A 23596-nucleotide genomic window follows, 5' to 3' on the forward strand; every position below is an offset into this window, starting at 1 on the left:
CCTCCGCAAATTGGCCAAGATCATTCCTGCACCGCAGCAAACGCGAAAAGCCTGATCAGAAAGGCGCTCGCGCCGTGCTCAATACCGTCAATTCTGCGCCAGCAACACATTGTTTTTCAACAGAATGCGTCTAAACCTGCCGTTCGCTGCAAGTGCGAAATCAAGGGTTAATCAAAGGCGCGATCTGCGGGATGAAACCGGCAACGAGCGCAACGGTTCCAATGTCGGTACTCGCTCGAATCCGGTTTCGCCAAATAGAACAGAGATCGGTGTTTCCCAAAAGCGATGACGTGTGCAAAGTAGGCGTCAATCGCCGCTCAATTGGTCTGATCCCAAACGGCTTTCATGCGTTCGGCCAATTGCGTTTCCCATTCGTCGCGCTTCTCATTGATCATATCGATGATCGCCTGGTTCTCGGCTAGGGGCGTGTCAATGTCATGTAGTTCAGCAGTCTCAAGCATCATTTTGCGATCGGCGGCTTCGAACTCATACATCATCCGTTCGGCGGCAGCGCGATCAATGCCGAGGGCTTCGAATGCCGATCGCGCCATCCGCACCGAACTGTCATAGGTTTCCCGTATGATGTCTCGACATCCTGCCGCCCAGAGATCATAGACGTGTGGCCGGTCAAACGCGCGCGCGATGACGTGGACGTGTGGAAAGGTCTCTCGCACATAGCGAGTCAGCTCTGTCGTGGCGCCCTTGCCGTCAATGGCGACGACCAACAGTTTTGCTTCAGCGATCCCGGCCGCCGCTAGAAGATCCGGTCGCGTGGCGTCCCCGAAGTAGACCTTCAGACCGAACTTGCGCAGCATGTCCAACTGTTCGCTGCTATAATCGACGACGGTGGTCCCGTAGCCCGCTGCGACAAGTGCTCTGTTGACGATGCCGCCAAAGCGCCCGTGCCCCGCAATGATGATCTTGGCTTCACTTTCGATCTCGTCGGCTTCTGTGGCCTGTTCCGAGACATAACGCGGCGCAATGACCCTGTCATAGATTATGAACAAGGCCGGGGTCAGCAGCATGGAAAGTGCCACGACCAACAACAGAATATCCGAAACGCCGGTCGGGATGACCGCATTGGCAACGGTGAAGGACAACAGCACAAAGCCAAATTCGCCTGCCTGCGCCAAGCCTAAGGCGAACAACCACTGATCGCTGCCACGCAACCCGAAGAGCTTTGCCAGAACGTAAAGGACGACGGCCTTCAGGGCGATCAGTCCGAAGGTCAGCCCCATGACGGTGGCAAAGCTGCCCGCCAATTGCTCAAAGTTGATACTGGCTCCCACGGTAATGAAGAAGACGCCGAGGAACAGCCCGCGGAAGGGGTCGATGTCGCTTTCTAACTCGTGCCGGTATTCGTTGCTTGCCAGAACGACGCCAGCGAGGAACGTGCCGAGTGCCGGGGAGAGGCCAACCATGGTCATCAAGAGCGCGATGCCAAGAACGACCATAAGCGCGGTAGAAACGAAGAGCTCCCGCAGGCGCGCCCGAGCAACGAAGCGGAACAAAGGCGTAACAGCATAGTTGCCGATCACGAAAACCCCACCGATGGCTGCAAGCGTGACAAGTGCTGTTTGCCAGCCCGGAAGGCCATCAACGAGAGAGATGCTCAACCCGTGGTCACCATGGTCGTCGCCGTGATCAGCAGCGTGTGACAGCGACTCGACCAGTTCCGGCATCGCAAGCAACGGGACAAGCGCCAGCATGGGAATCACCGCAATATCCTGCGCTAAGAGTACGGCAAAACTCGACTGTCCGCCGTCCGAGCGTGATAGCCCCTTTTCTTTCAGGGTCTGGTTAACAATGGCTGTGGACGACAGGGCAAAAACCAACCCGATGACCAGGCTGACCGTCCATGGTTGGCCCAGTAACATGGCGATGGCCATAACGGCGACTGTCGTGATACCGATTTGCAATCCACCAAGGACGAATATGCGACTGCGCAATTCCCACAATTCGCGTGGGTTCATTTCCAGACCGATCAAGAACAACATCATCACAACACCGAATTCTGCAAAATGCTGAAGTGCGATGACGTCGGCCCCCACGGCACGAAGGATCGAACTGATGGCAATGCCTGCAATCAGATATCCGAGCACTGATCCCAGCCCCAGACGCGAAGCGACTGGCACCGCAATGGCCCCCGCCAGAAATAGGATAAATGTGATCAGCATGAATTCGGCAGTCATTGACAGCCTCCTAGAAACGACAACGGGCCTGACATAACTGCCTCCCCCACCTACTCAACTTGACACGCCCTAGATGAGCAGATCACGCATTTCTCCATTCTCCAAAGCAGCGAATGTTCGAGGGTCGTGCATCGCGGTCCTCAACATGGCCTGCGCGAGTTCATCCGACGTCACACCTATGGGCGGCACGAGCCTTTGGAGCGGCTTGAAGGCATAGTCGGCAGGTTTCCAACTGCTCCTCGGCCCGGACGGCGCAATATAGCCCGGACGGAAAGCAAACCTCCGTTCGAGAGCGGTCGCGAACAGTGCGCTCTCCGCCTGCCCTTTGATCTTCAAAGCAAAGGACATGCCGCCGCCATCGGGCCGGGCACCTTGAGCGGAAAACAGGCAGAACGTGGCCTTTGGGGAGACCTTTTCGCAGGCGGTCAGCAATGCACGTAACCAATCAATGGTGATTTCTTGGTACTCCGCGCGGCTGACGCGCGAAGAATAGGTGGCAAGGCAGTGAAAGACCGCGTCGATACCCTTCAGGTGAGGCTCGAGTGCCTGAACATCACCGAACGCCGTGAATTCTACTTCTGTCAGCTTTGCGTGTTCTTTTCCTGACAGTCTGCGCCCAAGCGACACAACTTCACGCGCGCTATCCTCATTCAGCAATGCCGCGAGGACCGATGACCCCACCATCCCGGTCGCGCCGGTCAGCAGAACCCGCCCAAGTGGTCGCGGTGTCTTATCAGTCGGAGTGGGCACGCCGTTCTGCCTCGGCCTTCAGACCGCGATTGAAGGCTTGGTAGCCATCCACGTACATCTTGGCCAAACGACCGCCCATAAGGAAGGTGATGCCGCCTATGATCTCGTCGGATTGCACGAAGCGAGTCTTTCCTCCGTCCAAGGGCTCGACACGGAAATGATGGTTATCCCGAATTCCACCCGGTCCTTTCTCGGCCCAGTAGAACTGCTCTCCGTCCACGACTGTGATCGTATGATCCAGAGTGGTCAGCTTTTCCTTTGAAGGATCGAGTTGGAAATCGACTGTGATCTTCGATCCATCCATGATCTCTCCCTTGATGCCCACGAGGAAGGCCGCCCAATTGCCGTAGTTGGCCGTGTCGGTCAGCACCGACCAAACAGTGTCCGGTGGCGCATTGATCACGATGTCGGTGTGAATCCTGTGGTGCGAGAAGCTCACTTTTTCCGATGTTCCGTTTTCCATGATTTTCTTCCTTAAGTCTCAGGCGCTGATTGGCGACGGGCCATCCCTGCCCTGAACTGTGATCCGCCCGAACCGATCCTGCATGCGTTTGGATCGGAAGAGATAGATCGAGATGATGATGTAATTGACGCACTCCTGAACAAAGTTCCGGTAGCGATCCGGGCTTTCCAACATGTCAAAGGTCTGCACGGCGCACATGGTGGCAAGCGCTGTGAACATGACCAGCATGGCAATCGGCGTGAGCCTCCAGCACAGGAAGTACCCAAGGAGAAACGTGGCCCCAGATGCGGTGATCAATATCCAATGGAGGGTCTGCATACCGACCGGGAAAGTCGCGTTCTGCAGCGGCATCAAGGGCGCGAAACCCGTGAAGTACTCCAGAAACCCGAGCAACCCCCAGCCCAGCATGATCATCGATGCGAGCACGATCAGAAACTCGAAGCCTTGCGAGATACGGTCCATTAGTGTCGTCATCAGACTCACCCCAACATCCGCATCATGAACCGATCGAACATGCGGTCGCTCAGGATACGACGGAAGAAAATGGCCTGTCTGACGCCGACACCGGCGGCGTAGCGTGTTTTGGGTTTCGACGCCTTAATCGCCCCGACGATGACATTGGCAATCACGCTGGGTGGCGAGGCTGTGCCGTTCTCCGCACTCATGTTGCGGAACCAGTTCGCCATCTTCCGCGCGATGGCGCTGTATGGACCGCTTCCTGAGGTCTCGAGTAGCGGCTCGATAAAGCCGCCCGTGATCTCGGTATCGATCGCGCCTGGGCGAACGATCACCACATTAATCCCGAATTGTGCTGTTTCGGCACGAAGACAATCGCTGAAGCCTTCGAGCGCGAACTTGCTCGAGACGTACCAGGCTGCCAACGGTGCGTGCACCTTCCCCTCGCCAGACGAAACGTTGATGATCTTGCCCCACCCCTGCTGGCGCATATGCGGCAAAACCAGTTGGGTCAGTCGGCCAAGCCCAAAGAAATTGACGTCGAACTGATAGCGTGCCTTGTCGATATCCGTTTCTTCGACCGATCCATAGACCGACAGGCCGGCGTTGTTCACCAGGATATCGACGCCGCCATGATCGCGCGTGATTTGCTCGACCACGGCAACAACGTCCTCCTCCTTGGTGACGTCCATCTTGATCGGGATACACCCAACCGCCTTCAGATCGTCCATGATCTCAACCCGGCGTGCCACCGGGTAGACAACATAACCCTCCTTCACGAGGGCTTCCGCGGTGGCCTTGCCGATGCCACTAGAGGCGCCGGTCACAAGGGCAACTCTTTTTCCATTGCTGTTCATGGCTTCGCCCTTAGACAGCAAACATCTGACCAGTCATCTCTTCCGAGAGCAACCAGAGGCGCCTAGCCACATCATGATCGTGGCAAATCGGATTGCGGATCGCGACGCCGGTCGCCCCGCTCATCTCCTCGGGGCCCGTCGGTCCGTAGTAATCCCCGCCCTCGACCTCGTCAGACAAGGCGGCGAACAGAGACGGCTTGGCAGCGTCTTCGTTGGAGTGCAGTAGTTGTTCGACTTGCGCCTTCATTGCCTCACGCGAGGCGTCATCCAGGTCCTGGAACAGGCCGGAATCGGAACCGCCGGGATGCACGGTCAGAGACTTCACCGCCTTGCCGGCTGCTTTCAGGCGGCGGTCCAATTCGTCGCCGAACAGAAGGCAGCTAAGCTTCGATTGCCCATAGGCCCGGCCGGGGTCCTGCCCGCAAGTCAGGTCGTCAAAGTTGAGACTCGCCCCCTTATGCGCGATGCTGGAGAGCGAAACGATGCGCGACGCGGGATCGTCCGGAACCCTGTCGACCAGCAGGGCCGTCAGCAGGAAGTGCCCCAGATGGTTCGTGGCGAATTGCAGCTCTACGCCCTCGGCATTGGTTCGTACCGAATAAAGCAAGACACCTGCGTTGTTGATCAGCACATCGAGCTTCGCATAGCGGGCGCGAAACGTCTCGGCAAAGGCACGAACCGAGGCAAGATCGCTTAAGTCCAGCAAGATAATGTCGAGCGAGGCGGAAGGCACTCGGTCGAGAACATCAGCTTTGGCCGCCTCGGCTTTTTCCTGACTGCGGCAGGCCATGATGACGTGAAAGCCGGCGGCGGCCATGCCGACCGTCGTTTCAAATCCGATGCCATTGTTTGCACCAGTGACGATGGCTGTTCTTCCAGATTGTGCAGACATTCCAAATCCTGACGAGTTGACAGTTGATGTATGAATGTCAATATTGACACCAATCATCCATTTGTCAATATGCAAATCAATGGAAGATCGTCACACATACATCATCGAGGCTGCGAAAGGCCTGTTTCTGCGCTATGGAGTGAAACGCACCGGCATGAACGACATTGCCGAGGCCGCAGGCATTTCACGACAAACGCTCTACAAGGCCTTCGCCAATAAGGATGAGGTGTTGCAGGCGACGATACGTTCGCTGGCGGACAAGGTTGTCCTGGATATCGAGGCCGATCTGGAAAATGCTGAAGGCCTTGGCGCTCAATTGGACGTCATCTTCAAACACGCAGTCATTGAGCACTATGACTTCCTGCAATCCTCTCCCAACGCCGAGGATATTATAGCAGGTGTCACTGCATCCAGTCAGGAAGAGCTTGAAGCAGGCGCCAAGAGAAACACTGAGATCATTGCAAGGGTCCTGGAGCCCTTCTCCGGCAGTATTGAGAAGAGCGGCCTGACCGTCGGCCAATTCGCGGACTTCATACAGCATTCAGCAACTGCCGCCAAGTACAGCGCAAAAAGCAGAAAGCACTTGCTTGAGCTTTTGACTGCGCTTCGGGTGTCGGCATTGAAGGTGATGGGTGCCGACTAGACAGTGCGGCCCAAAGCAGACTTTAAAAGGTTCCCCGAATGCTGCGACAGCAGCCCGCATTACGGTCATTCGCTGTAAGTGAACAATCTATGTCGTGATAAGTGTCAGGACCGCGGACATTGCAAAGTTCGAGTTGTCTACAACTAAATGGACTCCGTGGCGTCTGGACACATAATATCGTCAGGGTTGAGATCGACCAGAACGTAGCTGGAAAAGGTGCTTACGATGACTTCGAAAGAAACTTCTGTAAACGTTCATTACAAAGTCGGCAAATGGTTGCCTTCGGATCAAGATGTGCTGGACGCTTGGTCTGCCAAAATCGCTGCCAAGGCCCAGCAGGACACCAGCCCGCTTTTGCCATCCGTACAACGGCTCAAGACTCTGATCGAGACGGATGCAAGGGCGTATATGTTCTTTTCGCAGATGTTTCAGGAGGTCCCTGAGAGCAAGAAAACCTCGCCCTCGGGCAAACCGCAGGTGCGCAACTATGAACACATGCTTCGGCTGTTCAACACGATCATGACCCACGCACCCGAATTCAATGAAAGTGGTCTGGTCGGATTTCCGTTCAATGCCATCCTCGACTGGTCAATGGCCAATGTCGGCGGTTGGGCCGGGTTTCTGGATGACAAGGTTGATGCCTGCCTGCGCGAAATGCTGAACGAATGGGCCGTCTTTCTGCAATCACCGGAAAGCAGATCGGTTTTGACTGATGATCCCAGAACCGGGTGGTTCGGGGCAGATGCACAAAAAGCGATGCCCACCTTCAAAGAAGACTTTATTTGCGACTCGTCGCTCCCTCATTTTGGGTTCAAATCCTGGGACGACTTCTTCACACGCCGGTTTCGTGACGGTGTCCGGCCCATTGCCGCGCCCGACGATGATGCGGTTGTCATCAACGCCTGCGAGTCCGCGCCCTATCGCGTCGCCCGAGAGGTAAAGCTGCGCGATCAATTCTGGATCAAAGCGCAACCTTACGCCTTGCAATTCATGCTGGATAACGATCCGCTGGTTGATCACTATGACTCGGCCACAGTGTACCAGGCGTTCCTGAGCGCGCTCAGTTATCATCGCTGGCATGCGCCGGTTTCGGGACGGGTCGTCAAAACCCGTCGGATCGAAGGAACCTATTACTCGGAAATCATGCCGGAAGGGCTGGACCCTGCTGGTCCGAATGCCTCACAGGGTTACATTGCCGAGGTTGCCACGCGCGCGTTGATATTCATTGAGGCGGACAATCCGGATATCGGCCTGATGTGTTTTGTCGGCATCGGCATGGCAGAAGTTTCAACCTGTGACATCACCGTTTATGAAGGCCAGCACGTCACTAAAGGTGACGAGATTGGTATGTTCCATTTTGGTGGCTCGACGCATTGCCTGGTCTTTCAGTCAGACGTTGATATCGAGTTTGATCTGTATGGGCAGGAACCAGGACTGGACAGCACGAACATCCTGGTTAACCAACGGATCGCAACTGTTGGACCGCGCAGGTAATCTCAACTCTTTAAATCGAAAACACCTGAGGCAGCCGCCCGATGATCAACATCCACAGGGCGACACCCGCTAGCAACAACAGTCCCGCAACGACCAACGCCTCGACCCGGTCAAATGCGGCAGCTGAATCCGCAGCGGTCCGCCGCGCCCAGTAGAAAACCGGCAATCCGGCCGCATAGATAATGGCACCCGCCAGCATGAACTGGATGCCCGCCGCGTAGACCAGCCACAGACCAAAGCCTGTCGCAAGCAAGCTAGTGATTAGGGCCGTATTCCTGCTGAGCTTTGCGCTGCGTGGGTAATTGCCTGACCAGATCACTTTCCAAAGAAAAACTGCAGAGCCTATGTAAGCCGGCAGGATGACCACGCCAGTAATCGACAGCATCAGGTTCCATGCGTTGTCGGCAAAAAAAACAACGATGATGGCTGCTTGCATGATTACAGTTGAAATAATCAGTGAATTCGACGCGATACCGGCCTTGTTTGTTTTGGCAAAGTACTTTGGAAAGGTCCCGTCATTTGCACAGACCCACGGCAGCTGCGCCACAAGCAGCGTCCAGACCAGCCAGGAGCTGAGTAAGGCGATGATGACGCCGACATTGATAAACACTTCGCCCCAATAACCCACAAGCGTCATCATGATGCCCGCAGTGGATGGTGGTGCCAGCGCTGCAAGCTCACCCTGGGACATCACGCCGAATGGCACGATAGAAATGAGAACAAAGATAACCGTCACGATGAAGTAGCCAAGGATCGTTGCCCGGCTGACAGTTTTGGCGTCGGACTTATCGGACATCACCACTGCGCATTCGATGCCGATATACATCCAGAGCGTCACAAGCATCGTGCTTTTGATCTGGTCGAGAAGACTGCCCAAGGCTTTGTCGGCATCCTGAGTGTTAGGAACATTCCCCCAGAAATCCGCGGTGATAAGTCCCTTTCCGAACGAGAAGAAAACTACGACCGCCAAGAACATAAGAACCGGTAGGAACTTGGCTACGGTCCCGATGCTGTTCAGAAGCGATGCACCCTTCACGCCACGCATGACCAGAAAACACAGGCCCCAGATAATCAGGGATGAACCCAGTGTGGCCTGCCATGTATTCCCATCCTGAAAGTAAGGCGGGAAAAAGTAATTTAGGGCGTCCATCAGCAGAACGGCATAGCTGACATTTCCGAATGCAACGGACAGCCAGTAGCCCCAGGCGACCAGGAACCCGGCCAGCCTGCCAAACCCGGCGCGGGCGTACATGTAGATACCCGAGGTCATCTCGGGGTGGATATCGGCCAGAACCTGAAAGCTTCTCGCAACAAAGAAAATACCCAGACCGCTAATGAGCCAAGCGATGAGAATCGCGCCCAGTGCGGCCTGCTCAGCCATGTTTTGCGGAATATTGAAAACTCCGCCGCCAAACATCGCACTCACGACCAGCAAAGTCATGGCGAACAGACCAAGTTTCTTGGGAGCAGATGTCTGTTGAACATCTCCTTCCGATGCTTCCGAACCTCGGTTAGATTGCACTGCCATAAGTTCGATTTTCCGATCGGTCTCTATACGATGCTTCCTTGCTTAGGTTACATAACTGTTGGAGTTTGTGTTCCATTTTTTGCTGCAATGCTTGAATGGTTTTTAGGTTGATTTTTCAACCCACGAACCAAACGAGCGGAGTTCCGACGATTGTTCTAAGTGAACTCGATTAGTATCCAAGTTCAGATGTTTGAACTATCGGAAATCCACTTCATGGCTTATTGCAAATGACCGGCCAAAAGCGCCTTTCACCTACCGGTTCAATGCAGCGATGCAGCATCCCCGAAGCAGTCATTGGCCGCACATACGGGACCAACGCTCAGAAGAAGGCTAGCACCGCAGGGCGAAGCTGACTTTTTTCGTTTTTTCCCGTTGTTCGCAATGCGGTTTCACTACATGCCGAGCGAACCAAGGGCACCCTTGTGTTACAAAAACCATCTTTCATCGTATATCTCCAACTTATACAGTTTTGTTTGGTTGGCCGAACCCCCCACCGCCTGGTGTCTCCATTACGAATACGTCTCCCGGAAGCAGCACTGACTGGTCGTTACCGCTAAGCACTTGGACCAACCCGTCGCTTCGGACAATAGCGTTCTGCCCAATCGCACCCGGGGCTCCGCCAGAGGCACCGTGTGGTTGCGTCTCCCTGTGAGATGACAGGACCGTCACAGTCGTCTCTTCCAAGAACCGCAACCGCCTGCGAATACCATCGCCGCCCTGATACTGACCGTTTCCACCCGAACCGGATCGGATTGAGAACTCTTCCAGACGTACGGGAAACCGGCATTCGAGGATCTCCGGATCCGTCATTCTTGTATTTGTCATATGGCTGTGAACGGCACTTGTTCCGTTGAAACCTTTGCCAGCTCCAGTACCGCCACAGATGGTTTCGTAGTTTTGGTAAGCGGCGTTGCCATAGACAAAGTTGTTCATCGTACCCTGACTGCCGGCGACAACTCCCAATGCGCCATATAGTGCATCCGCAATAGCTTGAGACACTTCGGTATTGCCAGATATGACCGCTGCAGGTGGGTTGGGGTTGATCATCGTGCCTGTTGGGACAACCAGATTCAAAGGTTTCATACAACCTTCGTTCATCGGAATCTCACTACCGACTAACGTGCGGAACACGTACAAGACAACGGCCCGGCAAATCGCCAGAGGTGCGTTATAATTGAGTGGAGACTGTTCTGACGTACCTGAGAAATCGATGGTCGCGGTTCGGGTCACTTTGTCCACCGAAATCGCTACTTCGATCTTCGCTCCTTCATCCAATGGATAAGAAAAGTCGCAATCATGCAGGACGTCAAGAACTTGTCGCACGCTTTCCTCAGCGTTGTCCTGAACGTGTTTCATGTAGGCGTGAACTGTCGGCAGACCGAACTGCGCCGATACCTTACGCAGTTCGACCGCTCCGGTTTCGTTCGCGGCGACTTGGGCTGCCAAATCGGCCATGTTCTGATCGGCGTTGCGACAAGGGTAGCGTCCTGAGCTTAGCAGCTTGCGCGCTGCTTCGTCACGCAACTCACCCTGATCGACCAGCAGGAAGTTGTCGATCAACACACCTTCTTCTTCGATGTTGCGGCTGTCTGGTGGGGCCGAACCGGGAGTTTTCCCTCCGATATCTGCGTGGTGGCCGCGCGAGGCGACCGTGAATACAATATTGTCACCTGCTTCGTCGAAAACCGGGGTGATGACGGTGACGTCGGGAAGGTGGGTGCCGCCATTATACGGGTTGTTCATCATGAACACGTCACCTGGACGGATCTTGCCATAGTTTTGGCGCAGGATCGTTCGAACGCTTTCCGACATCGATCCCAAGTGCACGGGCACATGCGGTGCGTTGGCAACCAGATCACCGTTTTGGTCAAATATCGCGCATGAGAAATCATACCGTTCTTTGATATTCACAGAATACGCCGTATTCGCGAGCGTTGCCCCCATCTGTTCAGCGATAGACATGAACAGGTTGTTAAACACTTCCAGCATGACCGGATCGACATTTGTGCCGACCGCCTCAACCCGTTGCAGTGGTGTTTCACGTGTCAGGACCAGGTTGCCACCGTTCAGGCAAGTGGCGGTCCAGCCGTCTTCGACGACATTTGTCCCGGTCGGCTCTGTCAGGATCGCAGGGCCTTTCACCGATTGGCCAACACCAAGCTGCGTCCGATCGATAAGGGGAACCTGTTGGTGTTGCCCACTGCTATAAAGCGTCACCGGAATCTGAGTGGCCTCGGCCGCGATGTTGTTGGGCAAGGTGACCTGCTCACCCGTCTTTCCGATTGCCTCTGTCACCAGCATCTCGATGATTAGATCGCTAGTGTCCGGTGCAAATCCAAAGCGCTGCTTGTGCGCCACAACGAAAGCGTTGCGCATCGTATCCGGGTCGGAAAACGGCACCGACAGACTTTGCTGAGCGTCCACGGGACGAATATGCGCGGTCGCAGAGACTGAAATGTCAATATCGGCCACACCCTGGGCCATGACCTCGGCCGTTGCGGACTGTGCCAGAGCGTTACAAATGCTTTTTGCTTCCGGGTCCAGTAGAGAAGACTGGAATTGATGTTCCCGTATTGCCGTGATGTCTGCCAAACCCATGCCAAAGGCCGACAACACGCCCGCATAAGGGTGAATGAATATCCGTTCCATCCCCAGCGCGTCGGCAACCAGACAGGCGTGCTGCCCCCCGGCACCGCCAAAACAGTTCATGGTATATTTGGTAACGTCGTAACCGCGTTGCACACTGATTTTCTTGATCGCATTCGCCATGTTCTCAACAGCGATGCGCAAGAATCCTTGGGCAAGTTCTTCAATCGACTTATCCGTACCCATTTCAGCCGCCAGAGCTTCAAATTTCTGGCGCACGATTTCCTTATCCAACGGTTCATTACCATTATGACCGAAGACTGAAGGAAAATGCTCGGGCTGCAGTTTGCCCAGCAAGACATTGCAGTCCGTGACGGTCAGCGGGCCGCCGCGTCTGTAGGCAGCGGGCCCGGGGTTGGCTCCGGCGCTTTCCGGCCCAACTTGCATCCTGCCATCTCGAAAGGAGAGTATAGATCCACCACCTGCAGCGACCGTATGGATCGACATCATCGGCGCGCGCATCCGAACGCCAGCAACTTCGGTTTCAAAGGATCGTTCATATTCACCGGCATAGTGACACACGTCCGTAGACGTACCGCCCATGTCGAAACCAATCAGTTTGTCAAAGCCATGATCGGCGGCGGTTCGCACCATCCCGACCACACCGCCCGCCGGGCCGGACAAGATTGCATCACGACCCTGGAACAGATCCGCGCCTGTCAACCCGCCGTTAGACTGCATAAACATCAACTGATCACACCCGCCCTCATCCGCGCCCAGAGCTGTCGCTACCTGCTCTACATATCGACGAAGAATGGGTGACAAGTAGGCATCAACCACCGCGGTGTCTCCGCGGCCCACCAATTTAATCAGCGGGCTGACCTCGTGGCTGAGCGAGACTTGTGGAAACCCAGCGGCACGTGCCAGCGCACCGATCTGTTTTTCATGATTGGGATGCTGGAAGCTATGCATTAGCGCGACAGCAACGGAACGGAAGCCACGCGAATATGCCTTTTCCAGCGCAGTTTTCGTTTTGTCGACGTCCAGCTGTGTTACGACCTCGCCATCCACCGCGACGCGTTCTTCGACTTCGACAACGTCTTCGTACAAAAGCTCGGGCAGTTGGATGTTCAGATCGAACAGGCGCGGACGGTTCTGATAACCGATCCGTAAAAGATCACGCAGCCCCTTCGTTATGAACAGAATGGTTCGGTCGCCTTTGCGTTCCAGCAGCGCGTTCGTTGCAACCGTGGTTCCCATCTTTACCGCACGAATTGACCCTGTCGGGATGTCCTGATCGCTTTCCAGACCCAGCAATTCACGAACACCTTGTACAGCGGCGTCGGTATAGCATTCGGGATTCTCGGACAGCAATTTATGTGTCTGCAAACTCCCATCTGGCTTGCGTGCAACGATGTCGGTGAACGTGCCACCCCGATCAACCCAAAACTGCCACATGGACATAACTCCTCTGTTTGCCGGGCAAACCGGCATTGAATTTCATGAAGGGGGAAGGAAGCCTCGGCGATTTAGTACACCAAGGAAGGCAACCAGGTTGCGAGCTTCGGGAATACCAGCAGAAGCCCGAGCATGACAAACATGGTGACAACAAACGGCAATGCGCCGCGGATCACATCCATCATTGGCCCTCCTTTCCTGATCCCTTGCACCACATAAAGGTTGATCCCAATGGGCGGCGTGATCAGAGCGGTTTCCAGAAGTACCATCAACAAGATGCCGAACCACACCGGATCAAAGCCAAGAGCCACAACGATCGGCGTAACAAGCGGCGCCATGGTCAACAACATGGACAACGTCTCCATGAAACAGCCGATCAGGATCAGCACTGCTACGATCATCAGCATGGTTTGCATAGGGCTCCAGCCCAGCCCAGTGACGAAATCGGTCAGAGCCTGGGTTAGGCCGATGATCGAAAGGACAAAGTTCAGGAAAACAGCAGCGATGATGATCAGCATGATCATGGCGGTCGTGCGCATCGTGCCTTCGATCGCGTGACGCATGGTTTCCATCGACATCTTACCGTTGAACACCGCAAGCGCCATCGAGGCAACAACCCCCAATGCTGCAGCTTCGGTTGGCGTAGCCAGACCCGCGTAAATCGAGCCGACGACCACCATGAAGATGCCAAGAGGGGGGATCAGTGCAGGAAGCGCTGCAAGCCGTTCTGACCAGCTATGCCGCAATTGGTCACCACCCCATTCCGGCCTGATCATACATGCCACGACGACGGTTGCCATGAACAGCAGTGCCAGCAGAAATCCGGGCAGGAACCCAGCCAGATACAGTTCCGGCACCGATGTATTGGTCAACAACCCATACAGGATCAGGTTGATCGATGGCGGGATCAGAATGCCGAGCGTTCCACCTGCAGCCACGGTGCCGAGGAACAACCGTTCGTTGTAACCCCGTTTTTTGATCTGCGGCACAGCCACCGTTCCGATGGTTGCCGCGGTGGCCACAGATGACCCTGACGTGGCCGCGAACAAGGCCGAGGATCCGATGTTGGAGTGCATCAACCCACCTGGCAACCAACCAAGCCATTTCACGATACCGTCATACATCCGTTCGGTGATGCCGGCGCGCAGAAGGATTTCTCCCATCATTACGAACATCGGGATTGCCACCAGCAGAAAGTCTGTGCTGGTCTGCCATGCCATGTCTGATATTGCGCGATGCAGCGGCATCGGGCTGTCGGTCCATTGCAGGATCAGGCCCAGCCAACCCAGCGAGGCAGCGATTGGAACTGCCAGACCGATGAGGGCAAGAAGGATCAGAAGTGTCTTGATCAGCATCGGCCTACACCGTCTCGTCTTCTATTTGTTCGTCCAAAGACTTCACGCCAATCAGATCCTGCACTCCGGCCAGATCGCCTCGGAAATATTGTCTGATTGCAACCAGAGCGATCAGAACGCCTGAGCCAACAAAGAACATCCAACCCAGCAGCCACGGTATCTGGGGAAGGGCCAGCGGAACGCGCATCGGTGTAATCGACCGGGAACCGTTGGCCAGCGTATCGCCTACCATGCCCCACACCATCACCACGATGACCAAGGCAAATCCTGTCAGAAGCACCAGGCCAAACAGGTTGATAAACGGGTGCAACACTTTCGGAATTGTTCCAAGCAGGGCATCCACCCGGATATGCGCGCGTTCAAACAACGCAAAAGACAGCGCCAACGCGGTTGCCACACCGAAGGCATAGCCCGAGATTTCGTCCGCCCCGCCCAGCGAGATGTTGAAAACTTTGCGCAGAAAGACTTCGAGAGTGATGAGAAAGGCTGAAACCACAATCAGCGTTCCGCCCAACCACGTCATCCAAAGGCTCAACCTTTGCGCGCCGCCTAAGAGCTTGTCTAACATTTCAATTACCTGATGGTTTGTGGTGGGGCGGCGGGAATCTGGCCGCCCCACGGGATAGGCCGGATTACTTAGCTTCAGCTTTCAGGCCAAGGATCGGGCCAACGGTTTCGTTCCAGTTCGCGGCACAGTCGGCGCCGCAGCGTTCCGCCCAACGGGCAAGCACGACATCGGTCGCGATCTTGTCCCGTGCGGTCAGATCGTCTGCCGAGGGTTCGACCAATGTCATTGACCCGGCTTCACCAATCTCACAAGTGCCACCAGTAATGCAGGAAATAGCAACATCATCCTCGGTCGCAGTTTCTGCCCACATGGAATCTGTCAGGGCTGCAAGTTCCGCTTCTAGCAAAGCTTGCTGTTCTGGCGTCAGGCTGTTCCATTTGTCCAGGTTCATGGCTCCGAATGCCAGGCCCCAGCCAACACGCAAAGTATAGGCATGAGTGGCCACCTGGTTCCATTTGGCTGTATAGGCTGACATGGTGCCGGTGATCGCGCAGTCTACAACACCTTTTTCCAGCGCCGGGATAACCTCAGAGAAAGCGACGGTTACAGATGTCCCCCCGACGCCTTCTACAAAATCACCCAAAGTCGTCGAATAGACGCGGATTTTTTTGCCTTCCAGGTCTGAAATTCCGTTCACTTCGGCGTTGCACCACAGCGTTTGGCTTGGGAACGGGTACAGCATCAGCAATTTGGCGTTGTAGATTTCTTCGAACGCTGAAGACAGAGTGTCGAAATAGGCGTCGGCCACCTTTCGCTGCGTGTCGATGTCCTGTGTCAAAGTGGACAGATCAGCGCCTTCGAAAATCGCGTTTTCAGCGGCGACGTAGCCGGGCAAGCCAAAGGCAAAGTCGAAGACACCGTTCTTGACCATGCGCATGATCTCGAAACCTTTCAGCCCCAAGCCGGATTGCGACTGGATTTTTCCGACTATTTCGCCGCCCGAAGCCTCGTTGAGCCGCTGGTTAAAGAATGGCTCTTCGTGCTTTTGGTAATTCGTCAGGCTGGACCATGTTCCCACGGCGTTTAGAACCACGGGATTGTCGGCAAAGGTTGCAGTTGCTGAGACAGCGAGCGCGCCGAGCGTTGTTACGAGTTTATTCATCTGGTTTCTCTCCTGTTGTATTATTTTGATTGATAGATGGGAGTTTCAGCGTCATCCGCGATGTCGGTGATCAGCATGTGACCCGGCTTGTGCGTGATCGCGATTGAAGGTTTGGCATTCTTGATCGAAGCCTGCGGTGTGACGCCACAAGCCCAAAACATTGGCGTGGTACCGTCTGAGACCGGAGCCGGATCGCCCCAGTCCGGGCTACTTACATCGGCGATACCAATTTTCTCTGGCTCGCCCCAATGCACCGGCGCGCCGTGCGCCAGAGGAAACTTGCGCGAAATTTCGACAACCTCGTTCACCCTGGAATCAGGGATCGCCCGCATACTGACAACCATCGGCCCTTCGAAAAGACCAGATTTGATCGTTTGGATATTGGTAATGAACATCGGCACAGTGCGGTCGTTTTCGATGTGCCAGAGCGGTACACCGGCCTGTTGCAATGCATGTTCGAAAGTGAATGAGCACCCCAAAGCGAACGCCACAAAATCATCGCGCCACAGGTGCTTAAGATCATGAACTGTGTCGACGTGGATACCGTCGCGATATACGCAGTAAGCTGGAGTATCGGTGCGGATATCAATATCAACACCCAAGGTGTCCATGTTTGGATTGCCCGTATCGGAAACGCCAACAATCGGGCAGGGTTTTGGGTTTCGCTGGCAGTAGCGCATGAAATCCAACGCGTAATGTTCGGGCAAAATCGCAAGATTGGCCTGCAGGGTATTCCCGCCCAATCCGGCTGTGTGGCCGCGATAGGCCCGTGACCTGATCTGCGCTCGCACAGACGCTGTTGTCGCAGATTTCAGCGGCTCAAACAGATCGCTCATTTCGACGCCTCCCTAATTTGGAATACGTTCGTGCGACTGGGGCATAAAATCAAATTGTATTATTTTTGCTCTCTACATAATATTTTTTTATACCTGTTGAAGCGCTATTTCCCGGGCGATGACCGCCGCGGCCTCAAGCAGATGGTTGCGCGGATCACCAAGATAAGAGGCAGAAAATTGAAGAGGTTCGGGGACCCAGCCCGGGTCGAATTCGACCAGCTTTCCCTCTTGCACCAGCTTCTTCGCCAGCGAGATCGGCAGCGCGCCAACACATAGCCCGGCCTCGACCATCCGAAAACAAGAAGACAAAGAGGAGGACGGAAACAGGGAAATTTCGGAACCGAATCGTTCGAAAAGTGCGGCCCTCAGTTCCCGGTACGGCCGGGTGTTCTTGGCGTAGGTCGCGATTGGGATGCCAGCCAGATCGACGTTTTGCCCAACAGGTCCACCCGCTGCCTGGAACCAGGCCAGTGGCACATCCGGCAAAACTACATTGTCCACCGTGTAGTCCGAAACAGGCCCAAGCAGAATACCCAGATCGATTTCACGCCCCAGCAACTGATCCCGGAGGTTCAACGAAATGTCGACGCTGATCTCGATCTTGAGAGACGGGTACTTTGCTCGCAATGCGCCGACAAATTCGGGCAGCCAACTCTGGGCGATAGTCTCGGACACGCCAAGGCGGATCAACCTGTCAACGGCGCTCGTATCCACAACGTGCTCTTCGACCAGATCTGAAAGGTGCTGAAATTGCTCGGCATAGTGGACCAGCATATCGCCACGCTTAGTGAGGCGCATGCCAGCGCTTTCACGTTCGAACAACGACGTTCCCAAGCCATCTTCCAAGGACTTGATGCGAGTAGTCACGGCAGGCTGCGTCAGGTTAAGCACTTCTGCTGCCTTGCTGACACTACCGAACCGCACAACAGCAAGAAACGTTTGTAGGTGTTCGAGTTTGAGCCGGGACACGTTGATCGCTTTCTGCTGAGAACGGTTTCGATCTTACTATCGTACTGTCGACGTTCAATTGTCAGTGGCTATTGATGATGAACGTGTTGAATTTTTATTGGAAACCAGAATTCCGTTGAAGGTAATACGGCAATGGGATCAGAAAATAACAGCGCTAAGTGGACCATAATCTAAAGTGGCGATTCTGCGTTGCGGCACGTCGAGCCTGCCATTCGCGGCGCACGCAAAGGCGTATAAGGCGTGCAGTCCGACTTGCACGTTGAAACCTACTGAGAGGTGGTTAGCCAACCGCCGTTCAAATGACACCCGTCGATTGCAGCGCTTACATCAGGCTGCCTTTTTTCTTATTCGAAAATGCGTTCGCCCTGCTCGTCAATCACCTGCTTCGCCTTGGCGATGCTGAAGCTTTCGCCCTGATCCCGGGTTTCAAAGACATCTGCCCGGATCACCGTATGGGTCTTGCGATCGCCGTCGATGGTTTTTTCTATACGGGCCAAAAGGCGGTATTTGCCACCCTCGGGCATCAGGTCGGGGAAGATTTCGAACCCTTTGTAAGTGACCGGCTCTGGCTCCGACTTTTCGCCGCCACCGAAGAGTTTTGAGAAGAGGGACATTGGGCGGCTCCTTTCAGCGTTGCTATGACCGGAGACTAGCGCCGCATAGGACAGGCGTGAAGCGTGTCGTGCTATCATAACACTGGTCTTCGATCCGATTGCACGCTCCGTGCGCGGCCTAATACGTCCCGAACCGCGGTGAAAGCCCATTCCTCCGCACGACTCTCCCTTGCGCGGACGGCCCACTGTGGACCTTAGACCCAGAGATGCATTGTTGCGGTGCAGCCCGTCATTGCTGACTTTCGCCGCGACTGCGAAGTTGACCGTCACCTGAATTCACACAACGCGGACCATGCTGCCATCTCTGAAATTGGAACAAAATTCGGTTCAGCGTCGGTATCAAACACCGCTACACCGGTTTCTGTGTGACGGTATCTTGCTGAGTCAGAGTATTGACGTTTGGTTGAGCTCGTCGTCAGGATCGACAACCGGATCCAGGACAAGCAGTAGTCGCGCCTTGCCGGCGCCTTCAATCGGTGGCGAGCGATGCAATAGCCCTATTTTTGGGTTTTCAGGCGAGAGTGTTCCGCGCAAAAGAATTGGCGCGCCGGTGGGCACAGTGAAAACACGACCTGGATCAGCGCCGTTCACCGAGTTGCCATATTGTGTGCCCGTTCCGCGATACGTGCAAACAAGACGCGTGGTGGCGGCATCAACATGAAACCTACGACAGGCATTCGTGGTCACCACATCCAAGCGCAGGCGCAGCCATTTCGCTCCCATTACTTCTTCGAAGATACCGGATAACGCGGCGACGTCATCAATCAAGCGGTCGCGTTCGTCGGCTTTCGGAGTTCCCGACGCGTCACATATCTCAGAAACCGCTTGCCGAACTGATTCCGGGCGCAGGATCAATCGCACTTTTGGCAACTTCTCCGATGGCAACCCATCGATCCAAGATCGAAAGCGTTGCAAAGGTTTCCTTCGCCAGACCACAGCCGCACAACCCGCGTTTTGGATCGCAGACAAACCCTCTGGAATTTCTGCGATACCAACGCCAATGGCAGCGTTGTTGTTGATCTCTCGACCAAAGATCATGCTGCTGCCTCCGAACGGCGCCACATTGGAAACGGATCAGGCAGGTTCGGCAAATCCTCGGGTCGGTCCGCAACAAGTGCGGGAAGCAGGGCTGCGTTCAGTCGGCCCTTCAACTCCGGCCAGTCGATACCACTTCCGATGAACACGATTTCCTGGCGCCGGTCGCCCCAAGGCTCTTGCCAGTGTGCGGCCATGTAAGCCCGTGCACTCTCATGATCAGGGCGCTGGTCTTCCGGAACAGTAGCCCACCATGTGCCAAGTGGTCTGATCGAGGACAGAGAGCCGGCAAGTGAAAACTCGGCAATCCAATCCGGGCGGGTGGCAATCCAGAAATGCCCCTTGACGCGGATCACTCCAGGCAATTCACCGTTGAGCACAGCCAGGATTTTTTCGGGCACGAAAGGCTGCCGTGCTCGGTAGACAAAACTTGTTACTCCATATTCCTCGGTTTCGGGGGCATGGTCCGCAAACCCATAAAGCTCTTTGGCCCACATCGGGTGTTCATGTGCTTTCTCGAAATCGAAAAGGCCAGTATCTAAAATTACATCAGCAGCCACATCGGAGTGATCGGTTTCAACGATCCGAGCATCAGCATTCAGGCTCCGGATGATCTTGCGCGCAGAATCTACACATTGGGGTCCAGCATCAGTGACCTTGTTCGTCTCTGCTTCCCGCTCGATTGACCAGTGACAGCCTAAAGCAGACATCCAAAATGAGCTTTGCACTCTCCTAGATACTGGAAACCGCAACAATTCGTCGGACCCGCGCAGGCGGCTCGTGGATATGCTTCAGGTCCTAGGTGAGGGTCGCCGGTGGTGCAATCTATGGGTTCGAGGCAGATGCAAAGAGATATTAATTTAGTCTACCCGTCATCTTTCGGATATATGAATCCGTTCAACGGGTAGAAATTGCCATACCGGCCCGGATGGCTTTCAACTCGGACCAGCGTCCAATCATTGTTCTTGGATACATCCCTGACACCCATTTTCAACGATACTTTGTTGCGGTGCCAGTTGGCGTGATTCACGACGACCTCTCGCGCGGTCACAACATCGGACACGACGGCCACATGACCAAGGGGCATTCCGCGGGTTGCGCGAAACGACATGACCGCTCCGACAACTGGTTCATTGCCCCGCTGAAAGATATTGTGCGCTTTGCCCCACCAATCCTTGGCATTGCCCCGAATTTCGATGCCGCTAAGGTTACGTGCGTAGGGCACACACCACACCCTTTGCCCCTGAGCCTGCTTTTGTGAGACCTCTTGCAGCGCCAATTTTTGGCGTTCAGGATCGAGATCCGCGTCATTCGGGCTCTGTGCGCAGGCAGAGACAAAAGCAACAAACCCCATCGCAATCACAGCGCGGGCAGTGCCGGTCAGGCGCGGCCAATTCGTATTCGTTTTGCAATTGCTGTTTTGCAAGAAATTTCATTGCCGGTTTGAGTGGTCGCGGAACTCTATTGCGAACCTGACGGCTATGAAAGAGGCCAGTCGAATCCTCGGCAGGAATTTGCCAGCCCGAAACGAACATTCACGGATGTGATGGAATGGACATCCGCTGGGCGGCCGTTACCTGAAACGCCTCTTCACGGTTCTCAGGAGTATCGTTGGCAAATTGGTCCAAGATCAAATCCGCGCCACGATTTGCTGCACTACCGGATGCATCCAAGCCGGAACATATCTGCTTTGTTTTGCAAGCAATGCCCGGTCCTTACCATCCAGATTGCGCGCAAGCGTGTCGACAACCCGGCGATCCACCCGGTTTTTGCCGACATAGCGCAACGCCTGAAATACGGCACCGGTTTTCTGGCCTGCACCAACTAGTGTTTTGGATGATGCATTCCGGAACTGGATGACTTGTCGACCGACTTTCTTGGTGCGGGTCGGACCATCGGTCATATAAATCGGCTTGGACGGCACTTGGGTCGACAGCCCCAACTGATTGGCTGCCATGGTAGGGGAGGGCTGTAGAACCTGATTATCCTTGCGTGCAATCGCCTTGGCAATGTCATCGGCTGACGGAGACAACAGCCCTAAACGGGCGCTCTTTCTTGGATAGTCGTAAAGCCCACGCGTCAACCGTCGGATCACCCCTTGATCCGCCAAGCGCGACAATGCCTGATCCACGCTTGCGCGGGAGCCGATATCCAGAAAGTCGGTTGGCGCAAAGATTGCCCCCCGGCCTTTTCCGATGATGCGTTGTCTAATAGATGAAGTGATCATAACTGTCTCCTTGTCAGAAAATATAGTACTTTTTTCTGACTTTCAAGTTTGGAGAATACCGAAGTGGCTTTGTAAATGGGCGGAAACCCGATGGGGTGGATGGCTCCTGCTCCAACCGGCGTCGCGATGCGCCATAGTACAGGCGTCGAAGTCTGCTTATGAGAGGAGCCACCCCATTCAAGTTACCACAATCGGCGTTGATCTGGCGAAGAACGTGTTTCAGGTCCACGGGATTGCAGGAGATGACAGTGTCGTCTTCAACAAACCGCTACGCCGCGCACAAGTTTTGCCGTTCTTCGCGAAGTTAGAACCCTGCCTGATTGGTATGGAGTCCTGCAGCACGGCTCACCATTGGGCTCGTGAATTGACGGCCTTGGGCTACGACGTGCGTTTGATCCCGCCGATGTATGTCAAACCTTACGTGAAGCGCGGCAAATCGGATGCGATTGATGCAGAGGCAATCTGCGAGGCTGTTACCCGTCCGACCATGCGTTTCGTGGCGACCAAGACGGTTGAGCAACAAGCCCTGTTATCGCTTCATCTTGCTCGCGATATTTTGGTGCGGCAACGCACGCAGCTCATAAATGGCCTGCGAGGGCTGGTCGCTGAGTTCGGCATCCACATTCCCAGAGGGTTGGCTCGCGTCATTGAGTTTGCTGAAGACATCACCTTCGGAGAGGTGCTCGATCTGCCAGACATCGCCAATGAGGTGATCCGCAACCTGTCCGAACAGCTTACGGCGTTGCATAGGCGCGTCCGCTGGTACGAAGAACGTTTGAAGCAGGTTGCCAAAGAAGATGAGCGGGTAAGACCGTTGCGAACCATCCCGGGCGTTGGAGCGGTGACCGCCTCGGCGATCATCGCCAGCATCGGAGACGGGCACCAGTTCAGAAATGGCAGCGAATTTGCGGCGTGGCTTGGCTTGACGCCCGCGAATAAATCCAGCGGTGGAAAAGAGAAGCTGGGACGGATCACCAAAATGGGCGATCAGTACTAAAGATCGTTGCTTGTCGTCGGGATGACATCGCTGGTCAGGCAAACCCGATCACATCCAGAGCGCGCCAGCAAATGGCTGACATCGCCACTCGAACGCAAACCTGCCCGCCTGGCTACAGTTGCTATGGCCAACAAGACGGCTCGGATCATCTGGGCCGTTCTCACCCGAAACGCACCCTACAACCCACATATGGCCTGAGGAGAAAGAACAACGAGTTAGCAAGACCAGCGAAATGATGGTGCAAAAGTCAGCCGCCAAAACCAGGACAACCCGTCGAAGGTCCCGGGCATCATGGCCCGCTAAGCCGTAAGGGACTTGGTTTGCGGAACCCATCAGGGCCAGCGGTCAAAGCCGCGCAAACAGGCCGGACACACGACTGCTTCTGACAAATGCACGAAATCAGCTCAAAAATGTCTTGCTATGCAGGAGCCATCCACACACGACCTTCGCTGTATCCGCGAGGGCAACTCCTCCAATCTGTGAAAGCGGTCAATTACAATCGAGAGTGCAAGAACTGCTGTGCTGAATGCAGGACCAAGGTCAGCAAAGGTCAGAGAACGTCGCTTTGGGACAT

Annotated in this window: 19 protein-coding genes and 2 pseudogenes; 3 read left to right on the forward strand and 18 right to left on the reverse strand. The window is 55.0% G+C overall.

What is annotated here, in order from left to right; translation table 11 throughout:
* Positions 1-317: 317 nt before the first annotated feature.
* The 6 genes from AC2TDJ_RS20660 to AC2TDJ_RS20685 all read right to left on the reverse strand — a co-directional run bounded on the left by AC2TDJ_RS20660 (position 318) and on the right by AC2TDJ_RS20685 (position 5610).
* On the reverse strand, positions 318-2192 hold the full coding sequence (locus AC2TDJ_RS20660; RefSeq protein ID WP_480844566.1) for a cation:proton antiporter domain-containing protein: 1875 nt from the start codon (positions 2190-2192) through the stop codon (positions 318-320).
* 69 nt (positions 2193-2261) lie between these two features.
* Positions 2262-2942, reverse strand: a complete 681-nt coding sequence (locus tag AC2TDJ_RS20665) for an NAD-dependent epimerase/dehydratase family protein (protein WP_480844567.1) — start codon at positions 2940-2942, stop codon at positions 2262-2264.
* Complete coding sequence (locus AC2TDJ_RS20670) at positions 2926-3405, reverse strand: SRPBCC family protein (protein ID WP_480844568.1); 480 nt, start codon at positions 3403-3405, stop codon at positions 2926-2928. Before AC2TDJ_RS20670 ends, AC2TDJ_RS20665 begins: the two co-directional genes overlap by 17 nt.
* An 18-nt stretch (positions 3406-3423) precedes the next feature.
* Entirely contained in the window at positions 3424-3879 is a 456-nt protein-coding gene (locus AC2TDJ_RS20675; RefSeq protein ID WP_480844569.1) for a hypothetical protein, read from the reverse strand.
* A gap of 5 nt (positions 3880-3884) precedes the next feature.
* Positions 3885-4718, reverse strand: coding sequence for an oxidoreductase (locus tag AC2TDJ_RS20680; protein ID WP_480844570.1), 834 nt, complete (start codon positions 4716-4718; stop codon positions 3885-3887).
* A 10-nt stretch (positions 4719-4728) separates the two neighbouring features.
* Positions 4729-5610: an oxidoreductase gene (locus AC2TDJ_RS20685; RefSeq protein ID WP_480844571.1), complete on the reverse strand. Its 882-nt coding sequence runs from the start codon at positions 5608-5610 to the stop codon at positions 4729-4731.
* 79 nt (positions 5611-5689) lie between these two features.
* On the opposite strand from AC2TDJ_RS20685, the gene AC2TDJ_RS20690 reads away from it, so the two are divergent.
* Together AC2TDJ_RS20690 and AC2TDJ_RS20695 are read left to right on the forward strand one after the other, a co-directional pair.
* Positions 5690-6253, forward strand: a complete 564-nt coding sequence (locus tag AC2TDJ_RS20690; RefSeq protein WP_480844572.1) for a TetR/AcrR family transcriptional regulator — start codon at positions 5690-5692, stop codon at positions 6251-6253.
* A 225-nt stretch (positions 6254-6478) separates the two neighbouring features.
* Positions 6479-7747 (forward strand): phophatidylserine decarboxylase associated domain-containing protein, encoded by a 1269-nt coding sequence (locus tag AC2TDJ_RS20695; RefSeq protein WP_480844573.1) that lies wholly within the window; start codon positions 6479-6481, stop codon positions 7745-7747.
* Positions 7748-7757: 10 nt separating this feature from the next.
* On the opposite strand, the gene AC2TDJ_RS20700 is transcribed toward AC2TDJ_RS20695, so the two are convergent.
* The 12 genes and pseudogenes from AC2TDJ_RS20700 to AC2TDJ_RS20755 form a co-directional block, all read right to left on the reverse strand.
* Entirely contained in the window at positions 7758-9275 is a 1518-nt protein-coding gene (locus tag AC2TDJ_RS20700; protein WP_480844574.1) for a basic amino acid/polyamine antiporter, read from the reverse strand.
* 459 nt (positions 9276-9734) lie between these two features.
* The gene (locus tag AC2TDJ_RS20705; protein WP_480844575.1) at positions 9735-13319 is read right to left on the reverse strand and encodes a hydantoinase B/oxoprolinase family protein; all 3585 of its coding nucleotides are present in this window, start codon (positions 13317-13319) and stop codon (positions 9735-9737) included.
* Positions 13320-13390: 71 nt separating this feature from the next.
* The gene (locus AC2TDJ_RS20710) at positions 13391-14674 is read right to left on the reverse strand and encodes a TRAP transporter large permease (RefSeq protein WP_480844576.1); all 1284 of its coding nucleotides are present in this window, start codon (positions 14672-14674) and stop codon (positions 13391-13393) included.
* A 4-nt stretch (positions 14675-14678) separates the two neighbouring features.
* Complete coding sequence (locus tag AC2TDJ_RS20715; protein WP_480844577.1) at positions 14679-15242, reverse strand: TRAP transporter small permease subunit; 564 nt, start codon at positions 15240-15242, stop codon at positions 14679-14681.
* Positions 15243-15306: 64 nt separating this feature from the next.
* Positions 15307-16344: a TRAP transporter substrate-binding protein gene (locus AC2TDJ_RS20720; protein ID WP_480844578.1), complete on the reverse strand. Its 1038-nt coding sequence runs from the start codon at positions 16342-16344 to the stop codon at positions 15307-15309.
* A 20-nt stretch (positions 16345-16364) separates the two neighbouring features.
* Positions 16365-17180, reverse strand: a complete 816-nt coding sequence (locus AC2TDJ_RS20725) for a putative hydro-lyase (protein WP_480844579.1) — start codon at positions 17178-17180, stop codon at positions 16365-16367.
* An 87-nt stretch (positions 17181-17267) separates the two neighbouring features.
* Positions 17268-18149, reverse strand: coding sequence for a LysR family transcriptional regulator (locus AC2TDJ_RS20730; protein WP_480844580.1), 882 nt, complete (start codon positions 18147-18149; stop codon positions 17268-17270).
* Positions 18150-18493: 344 nt separating this feature from the next.
* Positions 18494-18763, reverse strand: a complete 270-nt coding sequence (locus tag AC2TDJ_RS20735; protein ID WP_480844582.1) for an HlyU family transcriptional regulator — start codon at positions 18761-18763, stop codon at positions 18494-18496.
* A gap of 384 nt (positions 18764-19147) precedes the next feature.
* A complete protein-coding gene (locus AC2TDJ_RS20740; protein WP_480844583.1) occupies positions 19148-19801 on the reverse strand; it encodes a DUF1826 domain-containing protein in 654 nt (217 codons plus the stop codon).
* Positions 19798-20460, reverse strand: a pseudogene (locus tag AC2TDJ_RS20745) (CobW family GTP-binding protein); the annotation flags it as partial. The pseudogene AC2TDJ_RS20745 and the gene AC2TDJ_RS20740, both read right to left, overlap by 4 nt.
* Positions 20461-20663: 203 nt before the next feature.
* The gene (locus AC2TDJ_RS20750; protein ID WP_480844584.1) at positions 20664-21224 is read right to left on the reverse strand and encodes a CHAP domain-containing protein; all 561 of its coding nucleotides are present in this window, start codon (positions 21222-21224) and stop codon (positions 20664-20666) included.
* Positions 21225-21428: 204 nt separating this feature from the next.
* Positions 21429-22025 carry a DUF6088 family protein gene (locus AC2TDJ_RS20755; RefSeq protein ID WP_480844585.1) on the reverse strand — a complete coding sequence of 199 codons (597 nt, stop codon included), beginning with the start codon at positions 22023-22025 and terminating at the stop codon, positions 21429-21431.
* Positions 22026-22200: 175 nt separating this feature from the next.
* On the opposite strand from AC2TDJ_RS20755, the pseudogene AC2TDJ_RS20760 reads away from it, so the two are divergent.
* A pseudogene (locus AC2TDJ_RS20760) lies at positions 22201-23220 on the forward strand (IS110 family RNA-guided transposase).
* The last annotated feature ends 376 nt before the right edge of the window (positions 23221-23596 follow it).

The sequence above is a fragment of the Ruegeria sp. HKCCD6647-2 genome (assembly GCF_057221075.1).